The sequence below is a fragment of the Priestia sp. TSO9 genome (assembly GCF_021029645.1).
GTDB lineage: Bacteria > Bacillota > Bacilli > Bacillales > Bacillaceae_H > Priestia > Priestia megaterium_E.
The window spans coordinates 270,055-296,359 of record NZ_JAJEKD010000009.1; the positions used below are offsets into that span (position 1 = coordinate 270,055).

At 39.3% G+C, this 26,305-nt stretch carries 25 protein-coding genes, 1 pseudogene and 1 riboswitch; of the genes and pseudogenes, 16 read left to right on the top strand and 10 right to left on the bottom strand.

The genetic code is table 11. The features are described from left to right. Positions 1-111: 111 nt before the first annotated feature. The 10 genes and pseudogenes from murQ to LJC66_RS04220 all read left to right on the top strand — a co-directional run bounded on the left by murQ (position 112) and on the right by LJC66_RS04220 (position 9,570). Entirely contained in the window at positions 112-1,017 is a 906-nt protein-coding gene (gene murQ / locus LJC66_RS04175; RefSeq protein ID WP_195695260.1) for an N-acetylmuramic acid 6-phosphate etherase, read from the top strand. A gap of 12 nt (positions 1,018-1,029) precedes the next feature. Beyond that, the gene (locus LJC66_RS04180) at positions 1,030-1,884 is read left to right on the top strand and encodes a MurR/RpiR family transcriptional regulator (RefSeq protein WP_013081906.1); all 855 of its coding nucleotides are present in this window, start codon (positions 1,030-1,032) and stop codon (positions 1,882-1,884) included. 90 nt (positions 1,885-1,974) lie between these two features. Beyond that, positions 1,975-3,336: a PTS transporter subunit EIIC gene (locus LJC66_RS04185; protein ID WP_230931851.1), complete on the top strand. Its 1,362-nt coding sequence runs from the start codon at positions 1,975-1,977 to the stop codon at positions 3,334-3,336. Further along, on the top strand, positions 3,333-4,343 hold the full coding sequence (locus tag LJC66_RS04190; RefSeq protein ID WP_230931852.1) for a MupG family TIM beta-alpha barrel fold protein: 1,011 nt from the start codon (positions 3,333-3,335) through the stop codon (positions 4,341-4,343). The genes LJC66_RS04185 and LJC66_RS04190 overlap by 4 nt, the downstream gene beginning before the upstream one ends. Positions 4,344-4,562: 219 nt before the next feature. Then, a riboswitch (TPP riboswitch) is annotated at positions 4,563-4,665 on the top strand. 114 nt (positions 4,666-4,779) lie between these two features. Continuing rightward, complete coding sequence (locus tag LJC66_RS04195; RefSeq protein WP_230931853.1) at positions 4,780-6,057, top strand: acetylornithine deacetylase; 1,278 nt, start codon at positions 4,780-4,782, stop codon at positions 6,055-6,057. A 5-nt stretch (positions 6,058-6,062) separates the two neighbouring features. Next, positions 6,063-6,734 carry a thiaminase II gene (tenA, locus tag LJC66_RS04200; protein ID WP_230931854.1) on the top strand — a complete coding sequence of 224 codons (672 nt, stop codon included), beginning with the start codon at positions 6,063-6,065 and terminating at the stop codon, positions 6,732-6,734. After that, a complete protein-coding gene (locus LJC66_RS04205) occupies positions 6,727-7,491 on the top strand; it encodes an ABC transporter ATP-binding protein (RefSeq protein ID WP_230931855.1) in 765 nt (254 codons plus the stop codon). Before tenA ends, LJC66_RS04205 begins: the two co-directional genes overlap by 8 nt. Beyond that, a complete protein-coding gene (locus LJC66_RS04210) occupies positions 7,488-8,231 on the top strand; it encodes an ABC transporter permease (RefSeq protein WP_230931856.1) in 744 nt (247 codons plus the stop codon). The genes LJC66_RS04205 and LJC66_RS04210 overlap by 4 nt, the downstream gene beginning before the upstream one ends. Further along, positions 8,228-9,238, top strand: a complete 1,011-nt coding sequence (locus tag LJC66_RS04215; RefSeq protein WP_230931857.1) for an ABC transporter substrate-binding protein — start codon at positions 8,228-8,230, stop codon at positions 9,236-9,238. Before LJC66_RS04210 ends, LJC66_RS04215 begins: the two co-directional genes overlap by 4 nt. Before the next feature lie 86 nt (positions 9,239-9,324). Then, a pseudogene (locus LJC66_RS04220) lies at positions 9,325-9,570 on the top strand (ferredoxin). 112 nt (positions 9,571-9,682) lie between these two features. On the opposite strand, the gene hxlB reads toward LJC66_RS04220, so the two are convergent. From hxlB to hxlR, 3 genes are all read right to left on the bottom strand, one after another. Continuing rightward, on the bottom strand, positions 9,683-10,240 hold the full coding sequence (hxlB, locus tag LJC66_RS04225; RefSeq protein ID WP_195695254.1) for a 6-phospho-3-hexuloisomerase: 558 nt from the start codon (positions 10,238-10,240) through the stop codon (positions 9,683-9,685). A 10-nt stretch (positions 10,241-10,250) separates the two neighbouring features. Next, positions 10,251-10,880, bottom strand: coding sequence for a 3-hexulose-6-phosphate synthase (hxlA, locus tag LJC66_RS04230; RefSeq protein WP_028407617.1), 630 nt, complete (start codon positions 10,878-10,880; stop codon positions 10,251-10,253). 267 nt (positions 10,881-11,147) lie between these two features. After that, positions 11,148-11,513: a transcriptional activator HxlR gene (hxlR, locus tag LJC66_RS04235; RefSeq protein ID WP_028407618.1), complete on the bottom strand. Its 366-nt coding sequence runs from the start codon at positions 11,511-11,513 to the stop codon at positions 11,148-11,150. Between the two features lie 252 nt (positions 11,514-11,765). Here hxlR and LJC66_RS04240 point away from each other — a divergent pair, with 252 nt between their 5' ends. Continuing rightward, positions 11,766-12,347: a hypothetical protein gene (locus LJC66_RS04240; RefSeq protein WP_230931858.1), complete on the top strand. Its 582-nt coding sequence runs from the start codon at positions 11,766-11,768 to the stop codon at positions 12,345-12,347. Between the two features lie 16 nt (positions 12,348-12,363). Beyond that, a complete protein-coding gene (locus LJC66_RS04245; RefSeq protein WP_013055602.1) occupies positions 12,364-12,687 on the top strand; it encodes a DUF3243 domain-containing protein in 324 nt (107 codons plus the stop codon). Between the two features lie 43 nt (positions 12,688-12,730). Here the strand turns inward: LJC66_RS04245 and LJC66_RS04250 are convergent, their stop codons facing one another. Genes LJC66_RS04250 through LJC66_RS04260 form a run of 3 tightly spaced genes read right to left on the bottom strand, consistent with a single transcriptional unit; the run spans position 12,731 to position 15,129 of the window. Next, positions 12,731-12,916 (bottom strand): FeoB-associated Cys-rich membrane protein, encoded by a 186-nt coding sequence (locus LJC66_RS04250; protein WP_057239211.1) that lies wholly within the window; start codon positions 12,914-12,916, stop codon positions 12,731-12,733. Between the two features lie 15 nt (positions 12,917-12,931). After that, positions 12,932-14,902, bottom strand: a complete 1,971-nt coding sequence (gene feoB / locus LJC66_RS04255) for a ferrous iron transport protein B (protein ID WP_230931859.1) — start codon at positions 14,900-14,902, stop codon at positions 12,932-12,934. Further along, positions 14,899-15,129, bottom strand: coding sequence for a FeoA family protein (locus LJC66_RS04260; protein ID WP_374199169.1), 231 nt, complete (start codon positions 15,127-15,129; stop codon positions 14,899-14,901). The genes feoB and LJC66_RS04260 overlap by 4 nt, the downstream gene beginning before the upstream one ends. Positions 15,130-15,304: 175 nt before the next feature. Here LJC66_RS04260 and LJC66_RS04265 point away from each other — a divergent pair, with 175 nt between their 5' ends. The 3 genes from LJC66_RS04265 to LJC66_RS04275 all read left to right on the top strand — a co-directional run bounded on the left by LJC66_RS04265 (position 15,305) and on the right by LJC66_RS04275 (position 19,265). Then, positions 15,305-15,790, top strand: a complete 486-nt coding sequence (locus LJC66_RS04265; RefSeq protein ID WP_230931860.1) for a GNAT family N-acetyltransferase — start codon at positions 15,305-15,307, stop codon at positions 15,788-15,790. Between the two features lie 192 nt (positions 15,791-15,982). Beyond that, positions 15,983-18,316: a YhgE/Pip domain-containing protein gene (locus tag LJC66_RS04270; RefSeq protein WP_230931861.1), complete on the top strand. Its 2,334-nt coding sequence runs from the start codon at positions 15,983-15,985 to the stop codon at positions 18,314-18,316. A gap of 97 nt (positions 18,317-18,413) precedes the next feature. Continuing rightward, complete coding sequence (locus LJC66_RS04275; protein ID WP_230931862.1) at positions 18,414-19,265, top strand: class I SAM-dependent methyltransferase; 852 nt, start codon at positions 18,414-18,416, stop codon at positions 19,263-19,265. Positions 19,266-19,322: 57 nt separating this feature from the next. On the opposite strand, the gene rpoN is transcribed toward LJC66_RS04275, so the two are convergent. Further along, positions 19,323-20,660 (bottom strand): RNA polymerase factor sigma-54, encoded by a 1,338-nt coding sequence (gene rpoN, locus LJC66_RS04280; protein ID WP_230931863.1) that lies wholly within the window; start codon positions 20,658-20,660, stop codon positions 19,323-19,325. A gap of 212 nt (positions 20,661-20,872) precedes the next feature. Further along, positions 20,873-21,220, bottom strand: coding sequence for a winged helix-turn-helix transcriptional regulator (locus tag LJC66_RS04285; RefSeq protein WP_034668472.1), 348 nt, complete (start codon positions 21,218-21,220; stop codon positions 20,873-20,875). Between the two features lie 163 nt (positions 21,221-21,383). Here LJC66_RS04285 and LJC66_RS04290 point away from each other — a divergent pair, with 163 nt between their 5' ends. Beyond that, the gene (locus LJC66_RS04290; protein ID WP_230931864.1) at positions 21,384-22,367 is read left to right on the top strand and encodes a zinc-binding dehydrogenase; all 984 of its coding nucleotides are present in this window, start codon (positions 21,384-21,386) and stop codon (positions 22,365-22,367) included. 336 nt (positions 22,368-22,703) lie between these two features. On the opposite strand, the gene LJC66_RS04295 is transcribed toward LJC66_RS04290, so the two are convergent. Together LJC66_RS04295 and LJC66_RS04300 are read right to left on the bottom strand one after the other, a co-directional pair. Then, the gene (locus LJC66_RS04295; RefSeq protein ID WP_195697115.1) at positions 22,704-24,488 is read right to left on the bottom strand and encodes an ABC transporter ATP-binding protein; all 1,785 of its coding nucleotides are present in this window, start codon (positions 24,486-24,488) and stop codon (positions 22,704-22,706) included. Positions 24,489-24,504: 16 nt separating this feature from the next. After that, on the bottom strand, positions 24,505-26,247 hold the full coding sequence (locus LJC66_RS04300) for an ABC transporter ATP-binding protein (protein ID WP_308280720.1): 1,743 nt from the start codon (positions 26,245-26,247) through the stop codon (positions 24,505-24,507). Positions 26,248-26,305: the final 58 nt, after the last annotated feature.

Consider the following 26,305-nt stretch of genomic DNA (forward strand, 5'->3'; position numbering starts at 1 on the left):
TGTCTCATTTAAAATATAATTTCAAACATAAAAATAAATAATTGAAATTATATTTCAATCGAACTATAATAACCATAAAGTCACTACAAGATGAAAAAGGAGCCAAAAAAGATGAATGAACAGCTTACGTTATTAACAACGGAGTCTCAAAATGAGCAGACAACAAAGATCGATACAGCTAGTACAAAAGAAATTCTAAACATAATGAATAAAGAAGATCAAAAAGTGGCGCTGGCTGTACAAAAAGTACTTCCAGACGTAGCGGTGGCAGTTGAATTTGTAAGTGAATCGTTTCAAAAGGAAGGCCGGCTTATTTATGTCGGAGCGGGAACAAGCGGAAGGCTGGGAGTATTGGATGCTGTTGAATGCCCGCCTACTTTCAGTACCAATCCCGATCAGGTACAGGGATTGATGGCTGGAGGAGAAAAAGCATTTGTTAAAGCAGTTGAAGGTGCTGAAGATAAAGAAGAATTGGGAGCAGCAGATTTACAAAAAATTCATTTGAATGAACGAGACACAGTCATTGGAATTGCTGCAAGCGGACGCACTCCTTATGTGATTGGTGCATTAAGATATGCAAAATCTGTAAAAGCTAAAACGGTGGCGCTGTCTTGCAATGGTCATTCTCTTATTGGAAAAGAAGCGGACCATAGTATTGAGGTGGTAGTAGGTCCGGAAGTGCTAACAGGTTCTACAAGGTTAAAAGCAGCAAGCGCTCATAAAATGATTCTCAACATGATTTCTACCGCGGCTATGATCAAAGTAGGAAAAGCGTATGAAAACTTAATGATAGATGTTCATGTGAGTAATGAAAAGCTTAAAGAACGGGCGATAGGTATTATTTGTAAAATTACAGGTGTTTCTTATGAGCAAGCAAGTCAAACGCTTGAAGAAGCAAATAATGAGGTAAAAACAGCAGTGGTTATGATCAAAACAAATGAAAATTATGACACCGCGAAGATGTTGCTGAATAATGCGGGTGGTTATGTGAGAAAAGCGATTGAACATTACGTATAAAGGAGAGAAACGATGTCAACAGGCGGATTAACAATGATTAAAAACACGGTGGCTAAGCTTCCTGATTCGGAGAGGAAAATTGCTGAATATATTTTAAACAACCCGCATACTGTGGTAAACAGTACGGCTGGAGAATTAGGTAGACTAGCGAATGCTAGCAGTGCTGCTGTTATTCGTTTGTGTAAATCTATCGGGGTTAGCGGGTTTCAAGAATTAAAGGTAAGAGTAGCCGGTGATTTAGCTAGAGATACGGAGCAAGGATACCGCGATATTGAAACAAATGAAACGATTCAATCTATTGTCAAAAAAACGGCAAGCAACAGCATTCAAAGTCTAAGTGATACGGCCGAGCTTGTGAATTATAAAGAAGCAGAGCGGGCTGTTTTAGCGCTGATTGAAGCCAAAAATATTCATTTTTTTGGAATCGGTGCTTCACATATTATTGCGATGGATGCGCAGCAAAAATTTCTTCGAATTAATAAAAATGCCACGGCTTTTGCAGATAGCCATTTAGCAGCTACACTCATCGCAAATGCAAGTAAAGACGATGTAGTTGTGGGCATCTCTTTTTCAGGAGAGACTCCTGAAGTAAGCAACGTCTTATCTTTAGCTAAAAATCGCGGAGTAAAGACGATTAGCTTAACCAAATACGGACAGTCTACCGTTTCGTCTTTAGCAGATATTTGTTTGTATACGTCTTATTCTCAAGAAGCGCCGTTTCGAAGCGCAGCTACATCGTCTCGTTTAGCCCAGCTTTATGTGATTGATGTACTATTTTTAAGTATTGCAGCGCAGCAGTATGACCAAACGATTGAGTATATTGATAAAACAAGGGATGCCATTCAGTTTTTGAAAACTAAGAAATAAAAAAAGAAAGCGATTACAAAAAAGGGGATTTTGTGGTCTGTTTCCTCAGTACCGTATCCATCTAAGAGGAAAATACAAAGGGGGATTAACATGTCTTTAGATAATCATCAATTAGCAAAGGTTATTTTGGAGATGCTTGGGGGAGCATCAAATATTGAAGCGTATACGCATTGTATGACGCGGCTGCGCGTGACTGTAAAAGATGATTCAATTGTAAAAAAGGCAGATATACGAAAGCTTGAAGGCGTACTCGGATTAGTGGAAGAAGAAACGCTGCAAATCATTATTGGTCCTGGAAAAGTAAACAAAGTAACAGAGGAGTTTGAAAAGTTAATTGATGAATCTGGCGGTATTAATTTAGAAAACCGTGCGACTCAGCGGAAATCGGAGCTGAAAGAAAAAAATGCAACTCCGTTTAAGCTCTTGCTTCGCCGAATTGCAAGTATTTTTATTCCGTTAATACCTGCTCTTGTAGCATCTGGACTTATCACCGGAGTGACAAAAGCAGCAGTTCAAGCGAAGTGGCTTCCTGCAGATTCACAGATTGCTATTCTTTTAACCGTTATCGGAAGCGGCTTATTTGCTTATCTTGGTATTTTAGTAGGTATTAATGCGGCAAAAGAATTTGGCGGTTCGCCGGCTTTAGGGGGCTTAGCAGGTATTTTAGTCATTAATCCTGCCGTAGCTGATATTAAACTTTTTGGTGAAGCACTTTTGCCGGGTCGGGGTGGCTTAATAGGAGTCTTGCTTGCAGCAATCTTTATGGCCGTAGTGGAAAAACGAGTGCGTAAATTTGTCCCTCAGTCACTGGATATTATTATTACACCAACCGTTACGGTGTTAATTACAGGCATTATTACGTATGTAGTATTCATGCCAATCGGCGGCTTGATTTCAGACGGAATCACAAAAGGCCTTTTAGGAGTTTTAGAGGTTGGAGGAGTTGTAGCAGGCTTTGTTTTAGGGGCAACATTTTTGCCGCTCGTCATTACAGGACTTCATCAAGGTCTTACTCCTGTTCATTTAGAGCTTATCAATTCAATTGGAGATGATCCGCTTCTTCCTATACTAGCAATGGGCGGAGCCGGTCAGGTCGGTGCAGCTTTTGCTATCTATATCAAAACAAAGAAAAAGCGTTTAAAGCGAGCAATTGGAGGCGCTCTTCCTTCAGGGCTGCTTGGAATTGGAGAGCCGCTTATTTTTGGAGTCACACTTCCTTTAGGACGCCCCTTTTTAACCGCTTGTCTTGGAGCTGGGATCGGCGGAGCGTTTCAGGCGCACTTTCATATTGCGACTGTAGCAGTGGGAGTCTCAGGTTTGCCGCTTACGTTTTTAGTTCATGCGCATCAAATTCTTCTTTATTTACTCGGGTTAGTTGTTGCTTACGCAGCCGGCTTTGTTTGTACGTATTTCTTTGGATTCAACGATGAAATGGCGAGAGAGTTTGAATGATTGGCATTTCGTTTTATTTAAATGATAGTGATGCTAAAAAAAGATTAATAGAAGCAAGTGAGTGCGGCGTCACACGTGCATTCACTTCGCTTCACATTCCAGAGGAAAAAGGAGATTTGGCTGAACGGGCAAAAGAACTGCTTCATGTGGCTAGAGATTGTGGAATAAGCGTGTATGCAGACGTATCCAAGCATACGCCGGTTCATTTAGGTATTGAAAGCCTTATGTCGCTATCTTCACTTGGCGTATCTGGTATTAGACTAGACGATGGGTTTAGCACAGCAGAAACTCTTTCGCTTGCGAATGAATTTTATATTGCTGTTAATGCAAGTACGTTATCCAAACAAGAAATTGAAGCACTCTTATGTGCAGGTCTTCATCACCATCAGCTGCTTGCATGGCATAATTTTTATCCTCGACCTGAAACAGGGCTTGAAGAAACATTTTTTCAACAGCAGACAGATTTATTTAATGAACTTCGTATCCCAGTCTGCGCTTATATTCCCGGGGAAGGAGAAAAGAGAGGCCCTATTTATCAAGGTCTTCCTACTAGAGAAAAAGACCGTAATAGATGCCCTTTTACCTCTGCAGTGGATTTATACGGCTGCGGAGTAGCGGAGGTTTATATTGGAGATTCATGCGTCGGTTCAAGTTTATTAAAGCGTTTAGTTCAATATCAAGAAAGCAGCATTATTCCGCTGCGCATTCGTTCACCTCATATAGAGGGAACGTACAGCGTGCGTCCAGATGTATCAAGAGACGCTCTGCGTTTAGTTGATACTCGATCTGTAAAACCAGTGCCGCCATTTCATACAGTCGAGCGCAGAATCGGAGCAATTACAATGGACAATGATGGCTACGGACGTTACAGAGGAGAGGTTCAAATAGCTAAAACGAATTTGCCTGCAAATGCGAATGTGAACGTGATTGGGTATGTGATAGAAGAAGATCATGAGCTGCTTTCGTTAGTGAAACCGAGGCAAAAACTTGAGCTTATTCCTGTCTGAATGGAAAAACGGTGTATTTTTAAAGAAGCCGATAGCTAACTAGTAAGCTTATAAAAGTAAAGAGCACATACTACTGAAAAAAGGTGTGTGCTTTTTATTTTACTAAAAAGGAAACTATTTTCATTGCTAAATCATGAACCTTTCTATTGAATAAAACGCTTTACTATGATAAAACTATTACAGGTAAACATATGATAATCGTTTAATTTTATAGAGATACAACGCCACTAGGGGTGCTTTCTAAGCTGAGAGAGACGAGAAGTCTTAACCCTTATGACCTGAACTAGGTAATACTAGCGTAGGAAAGAGGTATTGTAATGGATGTTTTGTATGGTATTTCCTTACGAACTCGTTATAATAATTTTTTGTATATAAACAAAAACACTTCTTTCCTGCGAAAGAAGTGTTTTTTTATGCGTAAAGGAAGGTGTCATACATGGAAGAAACAATTGATTTGCTTGTCAAACAGGTAGAGGATCGCAAAGGGGAGCTAATCCAGTTAGTAAAAACGCTTGTTTCATATAAAACGCCAGCGCCTCCTGCACGAAATTCTCATGAAGCGCAGCGCTACGTAGCGGATTTTCTTAAAAACTGCGGTTTTTCCATCGATATGTGGGATTTATATTGCAACGATCCTATTGTAGCGGGCACGTTAAAAGGAAAAAAATCAGCTGACTATCAAAGTTTAATTATTAACGGGCATATGGATGTAGCTGAGGTACAAGAAAATGAAAAGTGGGAGACAAATCCATTTGAAGCTGTGGTAAAAGACAACATGATAATCGGACGCGGAGTTGCTGATATGAAAGGCGGCTTGGCAGGAGCATTATTTGCAGTTCAGCTTTTAACAGAAGCAGAAATCGAACTGCCGGGAGACTTGATTTTTGAATCCGTTGTAGGAGAAGAAGTGGGAGAGGCAGGTACGCTGCAATGCTGTCAGAAAGGATATACAGCTGACTTTGCGCTTGTTGCCGATACGAGTGATTTACATATTCAAGGTCAAGGCGGAGTGATCACGGGCTGGATTACGATAAAAAGCAGTAAAACCTATCATGACGGTACACGCCGAAGTATGATTCATGCTGGAGGAGGGCTGTTAGCTGCGAGTGCTATTGAGAAGATGGCAAAAGTGATCGGAGTGCTGCAAGAATTGGAGCGCCACTGGGCTGTTACAAAGAGCTATCCAGGGTTTTTGCCAGGGACAAACACGATTAATCCAGCAGTGATCGAAGGTGGAAGACATGCTGCTTTTATTGCAGATGAATGCAGGCTGTGGGTCACCGTTCACTATTATCCTAATGAATCATACGATCAAGTATCAAAAGAAGTGGAAGAATACATTTTAGCTATTGCAAAAGCAGATCCATGGTTAAAAGATAATCTGCCAACCTTTGAATGGGGAGGCACGTCAATGATTGAAGACAGAGGAGAAATCTTCCCCTCATTAGAAATTGATGAAAATCATGCTGGAGTACAGCTGCTTGCAAATACTCATGAACAAATAGAAGGGAAAAAACCTCCAATTGATGTGTCAACTAGCGTAACAGATGGGGGATGGCTAGCTGATGCGGGGATTCCGGCCGCTATTTACGGTCCGGGAAATTTAGCAAATGCACATGCTGTGAACGAACAATTAGATATAAATCAGCTTGTTCAATATACAAAAGTGATGGTGCAGTTCATTTATACGTGGCTGCATACGCATAAGGAGTGATCATCATGAAATTTAGTGAACGATTATACGAAAAGCTGCAGCCTATTTGGCGTCAAAATCATAATCATCCCTTTGTACAAGGAATGGGAGACGGAACGCTTGAAAAGGAGAAGTTTCGCTTTTACATGATTCAAGATTACCTTTACCTAATTGATTATGCCAAATTATTTGCGATTGGAGCCATGAAAGCTACCGATCTTCAAACGATGGGGAAATTTGCTGCACTTTTGGATTCTACATTAAACGAAGAAATGAGCCTGCACCGTGAGTATGCCAAGAAATTTGAAATCAGCGAAAAAGAATTAGAAAAAGCGCAGCCATCTCCTACAACGCTTGCATACACACACTATATGCTGCACGTTGGTCAAAGCGGAACATTAGCTGAATTAGTGGCGGCTCTTTTGCCTTGTATGTGGAGCTATTGGGAAATAGGAAAAGAACTCAGTGAAAAGCCTGGAGCTGAAAATGAGTTTTATCGAGAGTGGATTGAAATGTACAGCTCAGAAGAATTTGGAGAACTAGCAACATGGTGCATTAATTTATTCGACTCACTTACTGAAGACAAATCAGAAGCGGAGTTAGAAAAGCTCGAAGAAATTTTCTTAAATACAACGCGTTTTGAGTATATGTTCTGGGATATGGCTTATAACGAAGCGATGTGGCCAATTCATGAATAAGTCTGTGTTATCTTTTCAAAACGTCAGTTTTACGTACAAAAACGGTGATCAACCGATTTTAACATCATTAAACTTAGACGTGAAAGAAGGCGAGTTTGTCAGTATCGTTGGAGCGAGCGGTTCTGGGAAAAGTACGTTGTTTCGTCTCATTACAGGTCTTGAACAGCAGAGTGAAGGCGATATCGTGATTAATGGACAGTCTTATGAAAAGCGGCTTGGAAAAGTGGGCTACATGCCGCAGCAAGATTTGCTTCTTCCGTGGCGCACGATTTTAGACAATGCAGCGCTGCCGCTTGAGCTTCACAATGTGTCAAAAGCAAGTGCTCATAAGCAAGTATCTCAGCTGCTCGAAGAGTTTGGTTTAAAAGGGTATGAAGATCGTTTTCCAAGTGATTTATCTGGAGGGATGAAGCAGCGTGTTTCTTTTCTGCGAACGGTATTAAGCGGTTCTAACGTGCTGCTTTTAGATGAGCCTTTTAGTGCGCTTGATGCCATTACGCGTTTATCGATGCAGGAATGGCTGCTTGAACAATGGCAAAAGCGTAAGCACACCATCTTATTTATCACTCATGACGTAAACGAAGCGCTTTTTTTATCAGATCGTATTTTTATCTTTTCAGACAAGCCGGTAAGTCATCTTGAAGAGATTCAAGTGCCGCTTAGCAGACCTCGAACGCAAAAAGATTTGAATCAACAGCGTGTGCTTGACGTGAAAGATTATTTAATTGAACAGCTTAGATCGAAGGTGAACACATGAAAAAATACGGGGCTTCAGTTATTTTAGTCGTCATTTTGCTGGCTGCTTGGGAAATTGGAGCACGCGTTGTAAACTATCCATTTATTTTACCAACGCCCACCGGTATTTTAACGAAGCTTTGGGAGCTGCGAATGGATTTATTGTTTAAGCATTTACCAGCTACGCTATCTATTGTCGTAATTGGGCTGATTATATCCGTGGTGCTGGGAGTTATGCTGGCCGTGTGGATGAATTGGAGCCCGCTTATTGAGCGTGCTTTCTATCCGCTTATTATTGCGTCACAAATGATCCCGACCATTGCCATTGCTCCTGTATTTGTGCTGTGGTTTGGCTACTCCATTTGGAGCAAAGTGATTGTGACCGTATTAATTACGTTTTTTCCCATTACCGTTAGCACGTTTGACGGGCTTCGTTCCACAAACAAAGAGTTAAAAGAACTCATGTTAACGATGGGAGCAACAAAAAAAGATATATTTTTTAAGCTGAACATTCCTTCTGCACTGCCTCATTTTTATTCAGGGCTCAAAGTAGCGGTTACCTTTAGTATAATAGGTGCGGCTATTGGGGAATGGTTAGGTGCACAAGCAGGCTTAGGATATTTCAGTCGTCGCATGATGACGCAGTTTGATGCAGCTGGTGTATTTGCACCAATTGTGATTTTATCCGCGCTTGGTATTTTATTCTTTATTATTGTAGTAGGTTTCGAAAAACGTTCATTAAAGTGGAGGAAAACAGAATGAAAAAATGGTTTGTAATTGGCTTAAGCCTGATGCTTGTTTTGATGCTCGCTGCTTGCGGCCAGGACAAGGAAAATAAAGCTGGTGACAGTAAAAAATTAAAAGACGTTACAATTATGCTTGATTGGTACCCAAATGCAGTGCACAGCTTCATTTACGCTGCACAAGAAAAAGGATATTTCAAAAAAGAAGGGCTGAATGTAAAAGTACAGTTTCCTGCTAATCCAACAGACTCGCTTAATTTAGCAGCTGCGGGGAAAGTTACGCTCGGCCTTTATTATCAGCCTGATGTAGCAATGGCACGAGCAAATGAAGATGTGCCGGTAAAGTCGGTAGGAGCAATCGTAAGGTCTCCGTTGAACCGAGTTGTGGCGCTGAAAGATAGCGGTATTAAGCGTCCTAAAGATTTAGAAGGAAAAGTAGTAGGCTACAGCGGAACACCATTAAGTGAATCTGTTCTAAAGAAAATGGTGAAAAGCGATGGAGGAGATCCGAATAAAGTAAAACTAGTAGACGTAGGATTTGAGTTAAATTCATCGCTGATTAGCAAAAAAGTAGATGCCGTAATAGGTGCATATATTAACCATGAAGTACCATTGCTTCAGAAAAAAGGATATAAAACTGTTGACATTGATCCTTCGGATTACGGCGTACCATCTTACTATGAGCTAGTGGCAGTTACTGGGGATCAAACGTGGGCAAAAGATTCTGATACGATTAAAGCGTTTTGGCGTGCTGCGACAAAAGGATATGAGTACACAGAGAAGCATCCAAAAGAATCACTTCAAATTCTATTAGATAACCAAGATAAATCAAACTTTCCTCTTGAAAAAGACGTGGAAACAAAAAGTTTAAATATTTTACTTCCGAAAATGAAGTCTGAACATGGATTTGGCAGTCAAACGAAAGAATCATGGCAGTCAAATGTGGACTGGTTAAAAGAGTCAGGATTAATTAAGAAAAAGCCAAATGTAGATGAAATGTTTGAGAATATCAGAGAATCCAAGTAAATAATTTAAGACGAATTTTAAAAAACCTTCTTATACTGAACGTAACTTTCTGAAAGAGAAAGTGAAAAGGTAAAGGAGGTTTTTTTATGGCTTTTACAATAGTAGATAAGGAAACATGTATTGCTTGCGGAGCATGTGGAGAGAGCGCACTAGGTCTTTATGATTATGATTCAGAAGGTCTTGCTTATGCAGTGCTAGATAACAATGAAGGAACAAAAGAAGTTCCTGAAGATCGGCAAGATGAGATGATGGAAGCGTAGGAAGGATGCCCAACAGACTCGATTAAAGTTGCAAAGCAGCCCTTTTATAGAGATGCAACAAAATTCGAATAAGGCTTTTAAAAAAAGTTAATGATAAAGTACATTTAGTTATGCGATAAATAAATATTCGGTGAAATAAAAAGTTTCAAAACAAAAAAGGTCTTGCCTAGAGCAAGACCTTTTTTTATTCTAAATTTGCGTGCTTTCCGTACATTGTATGGGTATCAAGTTCTTTCTTCTCCATGAAGCGAAGAATCAGCGCATCGTAAAAGAGAAGAAGCGTTTGTTCAAACAGTGACGCCATAGGCTGCACTGTTTGATAACTGCTTTGTTCTTGATCCTTCGGAGCACCAGGCAGCTTCACGATAAAGTCAGCCAGCTTGCCAAGCGTGGAATCGGGAGAAATTGTGACTACTCCAACTTTTCCTCCAAGTTCTTTTGCTTTTTGAGCGATAGGAATCAAGCTCTTTGTCTCGCCAGAACCTGATCCGATGATTAATAAATCATCCTTTGTGAAAGTAGAAGTCACGGTTTCTCCAATGACATAAGAATCAATGCCCATATGCATCATACGCATAGCAAAAGACTTGCCCATAAGACCTGAACGGCCTGCTCCTGTAACAAACACTTTTTTAGATGAGATGATGCCATTTACAAGCTGCTCAGCTTCATCATCAGCGATTAGAGCTGTTGTTTGTAAAAGCTCATTCATAACTGTTTTTAAATGTTCGCTCGTCTGCATAGAAAGCTCCTTAATTTGTAATAAGCTCTTTCATTTGAGAAGCAACTGATTTTTTATCATCTTGGCTCGTGATTCCTCCACCAACAATAACAAGATCAGGCTGTGCTTTTACTACTTCAGGTAAAGATTCTAATTTAATGCCGCCAGCAACGGCTGTTTTTGCATTTTTTACAACGCTTTTGATTGTTACTAAATCTTCAAAAGAGTTTTGACCAACTGCTTGAAGATCGTATCCTGTGTGTACACAGATATAGTCAACGCCAAATTCGTCTAGCTCTTTTGCGCGTCCTTTAATATCTTTTACCCCAATCATATCGACTAGAATTTTTTTACCTTGTTTTTTGGCTTCTTCAACTGCACCTTTAATTGACATATCTTCAGCAACACCTAAGATGGTAATGATGTCTGCTCCAGCTTGAGAAGCTTGCTGTACTTCATAGCCAGCTGCATCCATAATTTTTAGGTCAGCTAATACTTTTAAGTTAGGAAATGCTTCTTTAATTTCTTTAACGGCGCGAAGCCCTTCATTGATTACAACGGGCGTACCGATTTCTACGATATCAATATGTTCTTCAACTTCTTTTACTACCTCTTTTGCTTGAGCGATATTAACAAGATCTAATGCTAATTGTAATTCCATTCTACTCCACTCCTTAGAGAAATCTATAGATACCTTTTGTGCTTTTTTACGTAAAAAGCAGCTGGTGTAGTTATTGTACCCGCAGTTTGAGGTTCTTAAAAGTACGCACTTTTCCCGCAAATAGTGTGGAAAATGATAGTATACAGCAGTATACTAATGGACATATCAGTCTTGTAACCGCTTAATTTTCATTAAAAATGCGGATGATGTTGAGTAACATCATCCGCATAAAAAATAAAAACTATGGAACAGAAGGAGTAGTTTCAATCATTTAATTAACGTTTCTGCCTTTTGTTCTTGATTAGCGAGCACTGTATCACGGTAATTTTTACCCCAATCGTACATAGCTGTCAAAATAGGCATTAAACTTTCTCCTTCTTTCGTAAGTGAGTATTCGACTTTAGGTGGTACGACAGGATAGACTTTACGATTAACAATCAGATCTTCTTCCAGTTCCCGCAGCTGATTAACCAGCATGCGCGGCGTAATATCAGGAATAAGCGATTTTAATTCCCCGAACCGTTTTGTTCCTTCACGTCCTAAGTGCCATAGTATCAGCATCTTCCATTTTCCACCGATAATAGCAAGCGTCAATTCTTTTTCACAGTTAAATTCCTTATTAAGCTGGCTCAATTGCTTCACCCCTATGACCAATAGTATAAGATTTCTTTTAAAGTACTTCTTATTATACCGGTGCTGACAATCCTTTTACAAAAATCCGGCTTGCGCTTTTCCGTAAAAAAAGGGGAGCTTTTTTATTACATAGTTATTCTTGACTAGTAGGAGCTAAAAGGTGGCCTTTAGTCATGTTTTTTGTGTTCAATTGTTTAAAGATAAAAAAAGATGGGAAATCACTCAATAACAATGCTAAAGGAGGCAGTAAAAATGGAAAGAAGTCGATCTGAATTACAAAACCCTGCTGTAAGCAACAGCGCAGGCATTAACAACGATATAGGAATCAATAACAATCCACAGACAGCTAATAGCCCTACTGCTGTTGGCAACGGAAAAAGTCGCAGCAGCAAGCTGGTAAAAGGTGTTGTTGTCGGAGCAGTTGTGGGTGGATGTATAACATTACTCGATAGCAAAACTCGTTCGTCTGTTAAAAGAAGAGCTGTTACGTTAAAGGACTCTTCTACAAACATGATTAATCAAGTAAAAGAAAACCCTCAAGAAACAAAAGAAAAAATGGTGCAGCAAATGAAAAACGCATCGAATCTTTTAAAAGATGCAATCAATGATGCCAAACATTTGTACGAGCGTGTAAATGAAGATTTCTTTAAGCAAGCAGAAGATGTGAAAAGCGTTACGCATGATGCAAAATCCACGGTAGAAGATGCTAAAAGTGATTTACAGCAAATTGGTGAAAAAGTGAAAGATGCAACTTCTGAAATAAGTAAGGAAAAGATGACGCCAGACGAAAAACCAGAAGCTGAGCGTGAAAGAACATACCAGTCTATTCACTAAAAGGGAGATGTTAACTGTGAGTCAAATGAATGAAGGAACTACAAAAGACATGAATAAAATTGAAGAAACGGCAGATAATTTAGGGACGGAGAAAAAAGAAGCAATTTTGCAGAACTTTGATACGTTTACTGATTATTTAAGTCAAAAAGTTCATGTCGGTAAAAAGCTCGGGTTAAGTGAGGAACAATTAACGGCCGCCACAAAAAAAGTGGCTAGCTATTTAGCCAAAAATGAGGAACCTCGAAACCGAGAAGAAAAAGTCCTTCATGAGTTATGGAAAGTCAGCAGTGAAGAGGAAAAGGAAGTCCTTTCTCATCTCATTTTAAAACTAGTTGCGTAACATTAAAAAAGCATCCCATCTATCAGGATGCTTTTTTAATGTATTAAGATGATTGATTTTGAGCCTCTTGAATCGTTTTATCCCACTCAATACCGCAATCATCCGTTGCACAAGAAGATTGCTGTGCGCAGCTTGCACATTTTCCCTGAGTACTTTTGCGGAAGAATTTTGTCATATGATAAAGGGCATATCCAAATATCAAAACCCCAATTAAAATGTTAATAATCAATATTATTCACTCCTTTTAAGAAAAACCAAGTACTTTTCCAATAGTGTGTACAAGCAAAGCTACGAGATAAGCGACAACCAAAGGATAGGCTACAGCAAATGCTGTCCATTTTAATGAGCCGGTTTCTCGTCGAATAACAGCGACAGTTGCTAGGCACGGAACATAAAGAAGAACAAACACCATAAACGTATAGGCTGTTAGCGGTGTAAAGAATGTCTTCATTGTGTCGCCAAGCTGTCCTTCTTGTACTTTATAAATGATGCTCATAGTCGAAACAACCACTTCTTTCGCTAGGAAGCCTGTAATCAGTGATGCTACAGCTTGCCATGTCGCAAAACCTAAAGGGATGAATAGAGGAGCGATAGCACCTCCAATAATAGCCATAAAGCTATTTTCCATATCTACTCCAAAACCGCCAGGGCCAGCGTAAGATGATAGCCAGATAAATACAGAGCCAGCTAAAATAACCGTACCAGCTTTTCGGACGAAATTTCGGCCTTTTTCCCACGTGCTTCTCCAAAGAGTCTTGGCTTGAGGTACGCGGTAAGGAGGAAGTTCAACAATAAAAGTTGATTGTTCGTCTTTAAGAAGCGTTACTGATAAAATTTTCGTTACAACAAGTGCTAAAATAATGCCAAGCAAGTACATAGAAAACACCACAGCTGCTCCGTTTTGCACAAAAAACGCACCTACAAACAAAGCGTATACAGGAAGACGTGCTGAGCAGCTCATAAATGGATTTACTAAAATGGTCATAAGGCGCTCTTTTCGCTGTTCAATTGTACGCGCGGCCATGATCCCCGGTACGTTACATCCAAAGCTAATAATCATCGGAATAAATGCTTTTCCGTTCAAACCGAAAAATTCCATGATACGATCCATTACTACAGCAATTCGAGCCATGTATCCTGAATCTTCAAGCAGTGAAATGAAAAAGAACAGGACAAAAATTTGTGGTACAAATACTAGTACGCCGCCTACGCCTGCGATGATGCCATCCACAATTAAGTCATGAATAAATGGAGCGGCACCAGCTGCATTTAGAAGAGAATCAGCGCCTTTACTGAGCGTTCCGCCAAAAAAACCGTCGAGTTTATCAGAGAGAGGAACGCCAATCCAAGTAAACGTAATATTAAAAATCAAATACATTAAGCCAAGAAAAATAGGGAGACCGAGCCACTTATGCGTCACAATTCGATCGATTCGATCTGTGAAGGTTAGAGGTGTTTCGCTGCCCTTTACGATACACTCGCTGGAAATGCGCTCAATAAATGCTGTACGCACGTCGAAGAAATGCTCGCTAAGCGGCTTGGTTAATTTTTGTGCAGCCGCTTTTCGAAGCTCAAGCAGCTCTAAGTAACTCGTTTTTTCTTTTAACGTTGATTCAATTACGCTATTTTCTGCTAAAAATTGAATGGCAATCCATCTGCTGACATCTGCTTTTGTTTGAATCATATGAATTGCGTGTTCAGCGGTTTCCCCGTAATTTAATTGAAATGAAGGAGCTTTTAAATCTTGCTTCAAAGTGGAGAGAAGCTCATTAATTCCTTTTCCATTGCGGGCAATAATTGCAGAAATCGGAATATGTAATGATGTGCTAAGCTTCTCCAAATGAAAAGTCAATCCGCGTTTTTCCGCTACATCAATCATATTTAAGCCGATTACTAATGGTTTTCCATATTCCAATGCTTGAATAGTGAGATGCATGCTTCTTTCAAACTGAGAAGCGTCTACAATATTCAGCATACTGTTAAATTCTCCGGTTAACAAAAAGTTAGTTACCACTGCTTCATCTGAAGAAAGAGGAGTAAAATCATACACACCAGGCAAATCAACCAGCTGGCTGTTTTGCTTTTTAATAGACCCAACTTTCTTTTCAACGGTTACACCGCTCCAGTTTCCTACGTATTCATAGGAATCTGTTAATATATTGAATAAAGAAGTTTTTCCTGTGTTTGGATTTCCTAAAAGTGCAATTGTACTCATGCTGTCTCAACCTCAATTTTAGCCGCATCTCGTTTTCGGATGCTAATCATTTGACCTTGACATTCAATAATACAAGGTCCTCCTAAGATGGTTTTTTGCTTCATGCATAGTTCGCAGCCTTTTTTTACTCCAAAAGAAAGAAGGCGGCGTTCTAATGATCTATCTGAAAATTCAATGTTTTTAACTTTTACTTTGTCGCCAATACTCACGGTAGTTAAATTCATCATTCAGCACTCCTGTTAATGATAATCATTTTCAATTTGCATCTATCTCGATTATACATAAGGTTCTAAAATCAATCAATGCTTCTAGAGCGTTACAATTAAAAATATATATTTATAACTATATTTTTCAGGTGAAATTATGTACGATTTTAGCAGCAAATTGTCAGGAGGGATGTGAGTGGAGGTAATCATTCGCAAAATGAGAAAAGAAGATATTACGTCTGTTCAATACGTCGCAAAGATGAGCTGGTATGATACATATGAAGGAATTATTCCTAGAAGCGTTCAGAATCGGTTTCTTTCAGAAGCATACTCCAATAAAAGGCTGCTGTGGCGCCTGCGTAATTCGTTCATTTATGTAGCAACTATTGATGAGAAAATCGTAGGATACGCTAACTTTTATGCTTTGAAAAACAAAGGGGAAATAGAACTAGGATCTATCTATATACTGCCTGCCTATCAAGGGAAAGGAATCGGTTCAAAATTGCTGAAAAAAGGAATGAAGCGCTCGAAGGAATTAAAAATCGTTTACATTAATGTAGAAAGGGAAAACGGAATAGGCCGTGCATTTTATCACTCCAAAGGTTTTCAGCTGGTAGATGAATTTGACGATGAATTTAATGGACATTTGTTAAAAACGATGCGGATGAAGTTAATGATTTAACTGTAGTGTTTAGTATGAAAGCTATCTTAAAAAAGCTGATTTTAAACTTTCTGTTAAGATCAGCTTTTAATTATAGAATAACGATTGACCTTGTTCTTGTGAATATGGTAACATTAATCAGAACTTAATGACCGAAAATGTTTTTCGGTCAAACAGTCAGGCGGAAGTAAGGATTATTGGAGGCTGAAAAACATGAATATGATTAAAGGAGAATGGAAAAAAATCTTTTCCAAACCAATGACTATTGTTGTGATTTGCGGATTGTTATTTGTTCCATTACTTTATAATGTCATCTTTTTATCTGCTTACTGGGATCCATATGGAAAAACAGATCAAATTCCAGTTGCAGTGGTAAATGAAGATAAAGGTGCTACGTTAGATGGAAAGAAATTGAATGTCGGTCGTGATTTTGTTGATGATTTAAAGAAAAATGATAAATTTGACTGGAAATTTACGAACAAGGAAAAAGCGTTAGAAGGCTTAAAAAATGAGGACTATTATTTAGTGTTAGAAATTCCAAAGAATTTCTCCAAAAATGCAACAACATTAATGGATAAAGATCCTAAAAAAATGAAATTTATCTATCATACAAATGCTGGAAAGAACTATTCAGGCGCTCAAATTAGCTCAAATGCAGTGGCTAAAATCAATGATCAGATTAAAGAAGCAGTCACAAAGCAGTATGCTGAAACGGTATTTGACAGCTTTAAGCAAGTAGCGGACGGTCTTCAAAAAGCAAGTGACGGTGCAGGAGAGCTCGAAAACGGCTCGAAAACGCTGCGAGATAACATGAAGAAACTAGCAGACAGCACGGTTACATTCGAAGACGGTACAGCTAAATTGGCAAACGGATTAACGGATGCACGAAAAGGAGCAACAGATTTAAATGCAGGTGCTGCTAAGCTCCTAAACGGTGCGGACACAATTAATGAAAACTTAGGCAACCTAAACAGCGGTTTAGGGAAGCTAGAGAGTGGAAGCAGTCAATTATATAGCGCTTCTAGTCAATTAGAAACTGGAGCTGTTGGTGTTCGAGATGGATTGTCAAAGTTACAAAGTGCAACCAAACAGCTTAATGATGGAACGCAGACACTTCAAGGAAAGCTTCCGCAGTTCACAAGCGGCTTAAATCAAGTGGACGCTGAAGTGAGCAGCGTTACGCAGCAAATTAATCAAGCGGAACAGGAAATTACCCAGATTAAACAGCAGGTCGATTCAAAAAAAGCAGAGCTTGAACAGCAGCAGCAAGCTCTCATTGACAGCATTAACAGCAATGAGTCCATTCCTGATGAGCAAAAACAAACGCTGATTGCAGGAATTAAAAAGCTGACGTCTCAGCAGTTTATGGATGAACAGCAGCAAAAAGCAGAGCAGCTAAAAGCAAAAGTAGATAAAGTGCAAGAATTATCAGCAGCGCTTCAAAAGCTTTCTAAAGGTGGAGAAGATATTCAAAGCGCTATTAATAAAATTGCTGATGGACAAAGTCAGCTGTACGATGGACAAACGAAAGTATATAATGGTGCTGTTAAACTAGCAGACGGAGAAAAGCAGTTCAACAGCAAATTTGCAGAGCTAAACAGCGGTATAGCTGATGCTCATACAGGAGCAGGAAAGCTTGCTGACGGTCAGCAGCAACTTGTGAATGGACTTAAAAAGTCTGAACAAGGAAGCGCAGCGCTAGCAAATGGTTTAACACAGCTAGAAAACGGGGCAACCAAATTAGCAAATGGTTCTAAAGAGTTAACAAATGGTTCGTCCAAACTATATGATGGTTCATCTAAATTATCAGATGGAACAAGCGAGCTTCATTCATCTTTAGCAGATGGTGCAAAAGATGCAAAAGATGTTAAAGCAGATGATAAAACATATAGCATGTTTTCAAATCCAACGGATTTAAAATCAGATAAACAAAACAACGTAGAGAAGTACGGTGTCGGATTAGCTCCATACATCTTATGTATTGGCTTGTTTGCGGGAACGTTAATGTTTTCAGCGGTATATCCAATGAAAGAGCCATCAATTCGACCGACATCAGGCATTTCGTGGTTCTTAAGTAAGTTTAGTGTCATCACTATTGTAGGTATGCTGCAGGCAGCGATTGCTGTTACAGCTCTTCTATGGGGCTTGCATTTAAACGTAACAAGCATTTGGCACTTCTATATCTTTACCATGATTACAGGTGTGACGTTCTTTACACTTATCTTGTTCTTAACAACAGGGTTAGGAAAAGTAGGACAGTATTTAGCCTTTATTATTCTGCTGCTTCAAATTGGCGGCAGTGCAGGTACATTCCCTAAAGCACTTGTACCGGAATTCTTCCAGGCAATTAATCCGTACCTGCCTATGACCTATGCAATTCGCGGTTTCCGTGAAATCATTTCCATTGGTGATGATTTCGGCTATGTATGGCATCAGGCTGGCGTACTTGGAATCTTTGCAGCAATCTTCATCACTCTTTCATTGATAATGTTTTATATCAATGCCAGAAAAGAGAAGCATCACACAGAGGAAGAGGCAGCAGCATAATTTAACTAATATAAAAAGAGAGTTCCAGTTTAAAAAGGAACTCTCTTTTTCTTTATGATAGTATAGGTTTACGTATAAAAGAGGGGAACGTGAATGCATGCAGCTTACAAAATTTTCGATATATGAAAGTGATCGTGTAAAAAAGTGGCAGGAAGGGCTGAAAGAGTGGGACGGTTCAATATCGGAACGGATGATAAACGACCGAGCTGAAGATGAATTTTGGCAGCAGTATTTAGAGAAAATGTCTTTTAATTCAGTAAATGACCCTGTAGTAAAACAGCTTCAACAAGAGCTTCTTGCTTTTTTGAATCCAACTGACTCTGTTATAGAAATTGGCCCTGGCTGGGGAAATTATACGTTTTCTATTGCTGATTATGTAAAAGAACTTACGTGTATGGATTGTTCGCCAAGCATTATTCGCTACTTACAAACGCAATCAGATGCCCGCTCTAATCTAAAGTTCATAGAAGGTAAATGGGAGTATGAGCGTCTAACAGATAACTATGATGCCGTAGTAGGAATAAACTGTTTTTACCGTATGCATAATATTGTCGATGGTCTCTTAAATATGAATGATTCGGCTAATCGATTGGCGGTTATCGGCATGTCAACGGGGCCAGAAAAGCCTCATTACGTAGAGTTACATAGAAAGCTTGGGTACGAAATTAAATGGCGCCGTAAGGAATATATTGACTTACTAAATATTTTATATGAACTGGGTATTTACGCAGATTGTAAGCTGGTTCCTATAACCAAAACGGTAACCTATGAGACATACGAAGATCTCATCAAGAAGAACTCGACAAAGGTGCTTTCTAAAGATATTGACAAGTTAGAAACTGAGAAGATTATTTTACAGCATGTAAAGAAAATAAATGACACATATGAATATACGTATCAATATCATATGGCTTTTATTTATTGGAAACCGATAAAAAGAACCTGTTGAGTAAAATCAACGGGTTCTTTTTAGTAGGGATAAAGCTGTAATTTAGAATAAGCAATATTAAAATCGTCGCCGTTTAGAAGAACTTTCAATTCCTGCTTCTTCACGGTATTTAGCTACTGTTCTTCTTGAAATTTGAATTCCTTCGCTGGAAAGAAGAGACATGAGTTTTTGATCTGAAAGAGGCTTTAACTTATTTTCTTCGGCAATTAATGTTTTGATTTTTTCTTTTATAAAGGCAGTAGAATTGCTTTGTTCGCCATCAGTTCGCTCTAAAGAATTGGTAAAAAAGTATTTTAGCTCAAACAGCCCGCGTGGCGTTTGAATATACTTTCCGTTAGTTGCACGGCTTACCGTTGATTCGTGACAGTCTACTTTTTGAGCAATATCTTTTAAGGTAAGCGGCTTTAGCCCCGAAATACCCATTTCAAAAAAATCTTGCTGATGTTCCACAATGGCTTTGGACACGTTGTAAATCGTCGCATTACGCTGCTCAATACTATTGATTAGCCAAGTAGCTTCATGAATTTTTTCCTGTACGTATCGATCGGTTGTTACGCATGCAGAGCGATGAACCAGCTTTTGGTAGGTACTGTTAATTTCGATGGACGGAAGCAGCTCGCTATGAAGAATAACATGATAGCGGCCGTCAATTTTTTGTGCCGTTACATCAGGCGAGATGTACTTCGTAAGCGGGACGTGGAAATCTCCTGCTGGCCGAGGATTTAATGTCCGCAAGCAGTCAACAATTTCTTGTACTTCACGCATCGAAATAGAGTATTTTTTTGAAATGTTCCGATATTTTTTGTTAGCAATATCTTCAATATCGTGTTTTACCACGTCGTATAAAAGAGGAGGCTTTGACTTTTTGGCCTTAATTTGAATAAGCAGTGAATCGACAAAATTTTGAGCGCCCACGCCAATCGGATCAAAGCTTTGTAAAACGTGAATCATATCGTTGACTTCGTTAAATGAAACATTCAGCAGTTCGGCTGCCAATTTTGGCTCAATTGCTAAAAAGCCGTTTTTATTTAAGTTTCCAATTAGAAATTGAACGATGTGTTTTTGGTGTGTGTGTAAATGATTTAGCATAGACAGCTGCTCTAATAAATGACTCTCTAATGTCACAGTTTGATCAGATATATAATTAAACGGATTATACTCGTCATCGGTATAACCTTTTGAATATGAACGCTGTTCTCGAGTATCAAATGAATCTTTTTGCTGAGAGTCGCTAGCAGACAGTTTAATTACAGGATTTTCATTGACTTGCTGATGAAGATAATGAACTAAATCGGCCGTAGAATAATTTAAAATGTTGATAGACTGACGTAATTCAGGTGTCATGGCCAATTTCAATAGTTGTTTTTGGGATAAATCTAAACCTAATTGCATCATTGAATCACCTATCATTCTTGAGTTTTATTTCGACAATTCTGGCTGCATCGTTCGACATCATCATAGCTGAAAATGCGAAAGAATTCTATAGTGTTGTCAGATGTTCTTACACAGGGGTTGATCGCAAGAAAGAGTAGGAGAATAGATAAAACAAAAACGAATAGCTCCTGGCAATAGCTATTCGTTTGTTTTAACAGAGCCGCTAGGAGAACTTAGCTGCAATTTGGGGTGTTTCCCATTCTTCTATCTCCCCATGCGCACATCATATTTAAAATTTCTCGTAATGTTTCGCCTTCTTCACTGAGTGAGTACTCTACTTTAGGAGGAACTTCATTGTATACTTTTCTATTAACCACACCGTCTTTTTCTAATTCTTTTAGCTGTTGAGACAGCATTTTTTTGGTAATAGCAGGCATAGCTCGCTGAAGTTCACTAAAACGTTTTTCGCCTTCTTTTAATAGGCATAAAATAACGACTTTCCATTTCCCGCCGATTACTTCAAGCGTTGCTTCAACAGGTACATTATAGTGGGGTGCTTTCACCGTTAATCCTCCATTCATAAACAGATATGAAATATGCATATAATAATTTAATATCCATAGACCTAGGTTACCGGGAAGGTACCTGGTTACATGAAAGTGCCGTCTTTTGTAAACAACATGTATTTATTATACTGAAAAAGAACTTTTAATTGAAGGAAGAAATGTAAAAGGGGAGATCTTGATGAAAGCTTTACTGCTAGAAGGCAAAGGGAAAGTAAGTGAGATGAAAGTCGGAAATATCCAAAAGCCGCGTCCGTCTAAAGGTGAAATTTCAGTTAAAATTAAAGCTACTGCCCTGAACCCTGTAGATTATAAAACAGGAAACGGCGGTAATCCTAGTTGGACATATCCTCACGTATTAGGACTTGATTCAGCTGGTGTTGTCGAGGAAGTGGGAGAAGAAGTCACAACTGTCAAAGTCGGAGACCGCGTTGTGTATCATAGCGATTTATCAAAAAAAGGCGGGTTTGCACAATACGGAGTGACAACAGCTCACACAGTTTCTCTTATTCCGCAAGGAGTTTCATTCGAAGACGCTGCAGCTATTCCATGTGCGGGATATACAGCATATCAAGCATTGTTTCACAAAATGAACGCTTCAAAAGGCCAAACGATTTTAATTCATGCAGGTGCTGGAGGGGTTGGAGGGTTTGCCATTCAGCTTGCGAAAAATGCAGGCCTTACAGTGCTCACAACCGCATCTTCAGCCAATCAGGAGTTTGTAAACAGTTTAGGTGCTGATTATGTAATCGACTACCGTAAAGAAGACTTTGTGAAAAAAGTGATCGAGCTTACTGATGGAATTGGTGTAGATTTAGTCTTGGATACCGTTGGACGGGACAATGCAGACGAGTCAGTGAAGGCTCTTGCTTTTAATGGGCAAATTGCATTCATCGCAGGACCGCCTAATGTAAACGATGCGATTTCGTTTGCGCACCCACTATCGTTTCATCAAGTTGCATTAGGAAGTGTACATCAGTCTAATAACGTAAAAGAACAGCGAAAACTTGCGGAGATGGGAAATAGAATGCTTTTGCTTTTACAAGAAAATAAGCTAAATGCACTCGTGGAAAAAGTCATTTCACTAGACGAAGTGCCAGCAGCATTAGATGAACTGGCGACTCGTCGAGTAAAAGGGAAAATTGTAGCTGTAATAGATAAATGATAGAACGAAAAAGAGATTGAGACATAACTATATCAATTCAATCTAAAAATAAACAAATGGAAGAAAGGAGCTCGTATCGATCATTTATTACACCGCTGTGGATTTCGGTGCAAGGCTTCGCTTTCTGCGGGCAGTCGATGAGCCTCCTCGTTGCTTGCGCTCCTGCGAGGTCTCATCCCTTCCGCTGTTCCCGCAGGAGTCTTCGCCTTGCTCTCCAATCAACAGCTAGAAGCAACTAACTGGATGAACGCTACGTTTACCAACACAATGAAAAGGTCCGAACGATTACTCGTTCGGACCTTCCTTAAACTACCATACTTTTTATTTTAGCCTCTTTTAAATCGTAAACTGTTGCGTATAGAGCTTGTGATAAAACCCTTGTTTATCTAGCAGCTCGCGATGATTTCCTTCTTCAATAATTTGTCCGTCTTTTAAGACAAGAATTTGATCTGCATTTTCAATCGTTTTAAGGCGGTGGGCAATGACAAAGCTTGTTTTTCCTTTTAATAGATTACTCATTCCTCGTTGAATATCAATTTCTGTTTTTGTATCAATATTGGAAGTAGCTTCGTCTAAAATTAAAATATCACAGTCAGAAAGCATGGCTCGAGCAATCGATAAAAGCTGCTTTTGACCTTCACTTAAATTTCCTCCGCCAGCTGAAATCACGGTATTGTATTGCTGAGGCAAATGTTTGATAAACGAATGAGCATTGGCCATCTTTGCGGCGCTTTTCACTTCTTCATCGCTGGCATCTAACCGGCCAAATCGAATGTTATCCGCAATCGTACCGGAAAATAAATAGGTATCTTGAAGAACGATGCCGATTCGGTTTCGTAAATCATGGATGTTATAGTCACTGATGGAACGTCCGTCAATTTTAATGTCTCCGTTTGAGATGTCATAAAATCGTGTGAGCAAGTTAATGATGGTTGTTTTACCAGAACCTGTCGGGCCGACCAAAGCAACCATTTCACCTTTTTTTGCTGTCAGTGTAACATTTTTTAAAATCATTTTTTCATCGTTATAGCCAAATGATACGTTCTCAAAAGCAACGTCCCCTGCAAATTTTGTAACAGAAAGAGCGTTTGGCTTGTTTGTGACGTCCGGCTGCTCATCCATAATCGCAAATACGCGCTCTGCGCCGGCAATAGCTGAAAGAATGGTGTTTACTAAGTTTGCCATTTGACTGATTGGGCGAGAGAACTGACGTGAGTAGTTAACAAATGAAGCGATCATACCAACTGTAACGCTACCTTGAACCGCCATAAATGCTCCTGCTCCGATCACTAGTGCTAAGCCTAAGTTGTTAATAAAGTTTGTGACAGGACCTAAAAAGCCTGAAAATGTTTCCGCTTTTGTGGCTGAACTTCTCAGCTGTTCATTTCGTTCATTAAAAACAGTTAAAAATTCTTTTTCTTTACTAAAAAGCGTAACAACTTCTCCTCCAGAGATAGCTTCTTCTACAAAGCCGTTTAGCTCACCTAAGTCTTTTTGGCGTTTGACAAAATTTTCACTGCTGCGTTTTAATATTTGTCGAACGATTATAACCATCAATGGAATAACAATCAGCGTGATAATGGCAAGAATCCAGTTGAGCGAGAACATCGCAATGGTAATGCCCACTAAAGACAAAATAGAGGACAGAGCCTGAATAACGCTTTGACTCAGAGCGTTGTTTAGATTATCAATATCATTTGTGACTCTGCTCATTAACTCTCCGTGAGCTCGTTTGTCAAAAAAGCGAAGGGAGAGAGTCTGAAGCTTTGCAAATAAATCTTGGCGGAGCATTCCAATAGTTGTAAACGAAACGTTCACCATTAAATAGGTTTGCAGCCATGTTAATAAAGATGTCGTGATATAAATTCCTGCAAGAATAAGGGACATTCGTATCGTCCCGCTGATATCTTTAGGGATAATATGCTCATCAATAATAATCCCAATTAAATAAGGGCCTAATAAATTAAGCAGGGAAGTCACAATAACTAAGATTATCGCAGCCGCAAGCGGAGGTTTTCGTTTCCCCATATATGACCAGATTCTGTACAGTGTTTTTTTCGCATTCTTTGGCTTAACTACAGGGCCTTTCATCATTCCTCTAGGGCCGCGAATAGAGCTCATTTGATTTTTACCTTGATTATTCACTAGGCAACACCTCTTTTCCGCCTTGTGCAAGGTAAATGTCGTAATAAAGAGAGCGATAACGAAGCAATTCTTCATGAGTCCCTTGTTCAGCAATTTTGCCTTCATCCATGACGATAATATGATCAGCGTGGAGAAGAGACGAAATTTTAGAAGCAATGATGATAACGGTCGCATCAGCAAACTCTTCTTTTAAATGTGTTAGTACCTGTGCTTCTGAAACGGCGTCTAATGCCGAAGTTGCATCATCGATGACCAGGATAGCGGGCTTTCTAACAAATGCACGCGCGATTGAAAGACGCTGCTTTTGCCCTCCTGATAAATTGGTCGCCCCTCGCGTTAAAGGATACTCATATCTTTCTGGAAGTTTTTCAATAAACTCCGTTGCGCATGCAAAATCCGCAGCATCTTCAATTTCTAAGGAAGAAGCATGGTCTTTTCCCATTCGAATATTCATATCAATCGTGCCGGTAAACAGCGTAGCTTTTTGAGGAATAAACCCAATGGATGAGCGAAGCGCTTTTACGTCATAGTCCGTAAGGTTTTTTCCATCTACGAAGATTTCGCCGTCATCAGGATCATATAAGCGGGAAATAAGTTTTGCAAGCGTCGACTTTCCGCTTCCAGTAGAGCCGATAATGCCAATGGTTTCCCCGTGTTTAGCAGTAAACGAAATATCTTTTAATACGTTTTCGCCATTTTTACTATAGCTGTATGTAACGTTTTGAAACGATAGATCACCTTTAAGTCTGTTGATTTGAGCAGCAGAGTTTGCTGGAGGGATGTCTATTTTTGTTTTTAAAACAGAATCGATTCGTTCAGCTGAAGGGAATGCGCGTGTAATTTGCATAAGCACCATGCTGCTTGACATAAGTCCGTTTAAAATAATCGTTAAGTAATTAATAAAAGCTAAAATCACACCTGCTTCAATTTTTCCTGTTTCGACTTGAAGTCCTCCCAGCCATAGAGTAGCTACCATTCCGATATTTACGACAAATAAAATAACGGGCATTAAAAGCGAAATAAGCTGAACAGCACTCATATTAGCTCGCGTCAAGGAGCTGTTTGCTTCTTTAAATTGATTGATTTCATATGATTCTCTTACATACGCTTTTACTACACGCATCCCTGATAAATTTTCTTGGACTTTTGTGTTTACACGATCAACGCTTTGCTGAACTTTTTTAAAAAGTTTTCCAGCTTTCGTGATCACAAACCAAATGCATAAAAATAAAATAGGGACGACCACGACGATAATAGGAAACAAAGAACGAGCAGTTAATAACACGATCACAATACTTCCTGCAAAAAGTAAAGGACCTCTAACTAATACTTTTAGCGTCATATTTAATGCGTTTTGAACACTCGTTACATCATTTGTCATGACGGTAATTAAGTGACCAGTCCCTAGTTTGTCTCTGTTGCTGTTTGAGAGGTTTTCAATTTTTTCAAAAAGCGATTTCCGAATATCGGTAGAAAAATTTACTGCCGCTTTTGTGCTAAGGATGGCGCAGACGATACCGGCAGCTAAGCCAATGACTGCTAACATGAGCATAAGGATACTCCGCGTGATAACATATGTTTGATCGTTGTTTGCAATGCCATAATCAATGATATGCTGCATAATAGTAGGCTGAAGAAGGTCAGCTAACACTTCAATTACCATCAATAGCGGGGCAAACAGCGCGAGCCATTTGTAAGGTTTTAAGTAAGGGTACAAAGATTTAATTGTATTCACACATTGTGGCACTCCTTTCTGTAAAAAATATGGTAACATAGAATAAGTTTAGAAGTTT

What these genes read in the sequence shown, in the direction of transcription:
- tenA (WP_230931854.1), top strand. Translation starts at nt 6,063, where the DNA reads ATGAAATTTAGTGAACGATTATACGAAAAGCTGCAGCCTATTTGGCGT.
- LJC66_RS04210 (WP_230931856.1), top strand. Translation starts at nt 7,488, where the DNA reads ATGAAAAAATACGGGGCTTCAGTTATTTTAGTCGTCATTTTGCTGGCT.
- LJC66_RS04240 (WP_230931858.1), top strand. Translation starts at nt 11,766, where the DNA reads ATGGAAAGAAGTCGATCTGAATTACAAAACCCTGCTGTAAGCAACAGC.
- hxlB (WP_195695254.1), bottom strand. Translation starts at nt 10,240, where the DNA reads ATGCAGACGAGCGAACATTTAAAAACAGTTATGAATGAGCTTTTACAA.
- LJC66_RS04260 (WP_374199169.1), bottom strand. Translation starts at nt 15,129, where the DNA reads ATGATGAATTTAACTACCGTGAGTATTGGCGACAAAGTAAAAGTTAAA.
- LJC66_RS04295 (WP_195697115.1), bottom strand. Translation starts at nt 24,488, where the DNA reads ATGAGCTCTATTCGCGGCCCTAGAGGAATGATGAAAGGCCCTGTAGTT.
- rpoN (WP_230931863.1), bottom strand. Translation starts at nt 20,660, where the DNA reads ATGATGCAATTAGGTTTAGATTTATCCCAAAAACAACTATTGAAATTG.
- LJC66_RS04190 (WP_230931852.1), top strand. Translation starts at nt 3,333, where the DNA reads ATGATTGGCATTTCGTTTTATTTAAATGATAGTGATGCTAAAAAAAGA.
- LJC66_RS04180 (WP_013081906.1), top strand. Translation starts at nt 1,030, where the DNA reads ATGTCAACAGGCGGATTAACAATGATTAAAAACACGGTGGCTAAGCTT.
- LJC66_RS04195 (WP_230931853.1), top strand. Translation starts at nt 4,780, where the DNA reads ATGGAAGAAACAATTGATTTGCTTGTCAAACAGGTAGAGGATCGCAAA.
- LJC66_RS04275 (WP_230931862.1), top strand. Translation starts at nt 18,414, where the DNA reads ATGCAGCTTACAAAATTTTCGATATATGAAAGTGATCGTGTAAAAAAG.
- LJC66_RS04215 (WP_230931857.1), top strand. Translation starts at nt 8,228, where the DNA reads ATGAAAAAATGGTTTGTAATTGGCTTAAGCCTGATGCTTGTTTTGATG.
- feoB (WP_230931859.1), bottom strand. Translation starts at nt 14,902, where the DNA reads ATGAGTACAATTGCACTTTTAGGAAATCCAAACACAGGAAAAACTTCT.
- LJC66_RS04290 (WP_230931864.1), top strand. Translation starts at nt 21,384, where the DNA reads ATGAAAGCTTTACTGCTAGAAGGCAAAGGGAAAGTAAGTGAGATGAAA.
- murQ (WP_195695260.1), top strand. Translation starts at nt 112, where the DNA reads ATGAATGAACAGCTTACGTTATTAACAACGGAGTCTCAAAATGAGCAG.
- hxlA (WP_028407617.1), bottom strand. Translation starts at nt 10,880, where the DNA reads ATGGAATTACAATTAGCATTAGATCTTGTTAATATCGCTCAAGCAAAA.
- LJC66_RS04185 (WP_230931851.1), top strand. Translation starts at nt 1,975, where the DNA reads ATGTCTTTAGATAATCATCAATTAGCAAAGGTTATTTTGGAGATGCTT.
- LJC66_RS04285 (WP_034668472.1), bottom strand. Translation starts at nt 21,220, where the DNA reads ATGAATGGAGGATTAACGGTGAAAGCACCCCACTATAATGTACCTGTT.
- LJC66_RS04270 (WP_230931861.1), top strand. Translation starts at nt 15,983, where the DNA reads ATGAATATGATTAAAGGAGAATGGAAAAAAATCTTTTCCAAACCAATG.
- LJC66_RS04205 (WP_230931855.1), top strand. Translation starts at nt 6,727, where the DNA reads ATGAATAAGTCTGTGTTATCTTTTCAAAACGTCAGTTTTACGTACAAA.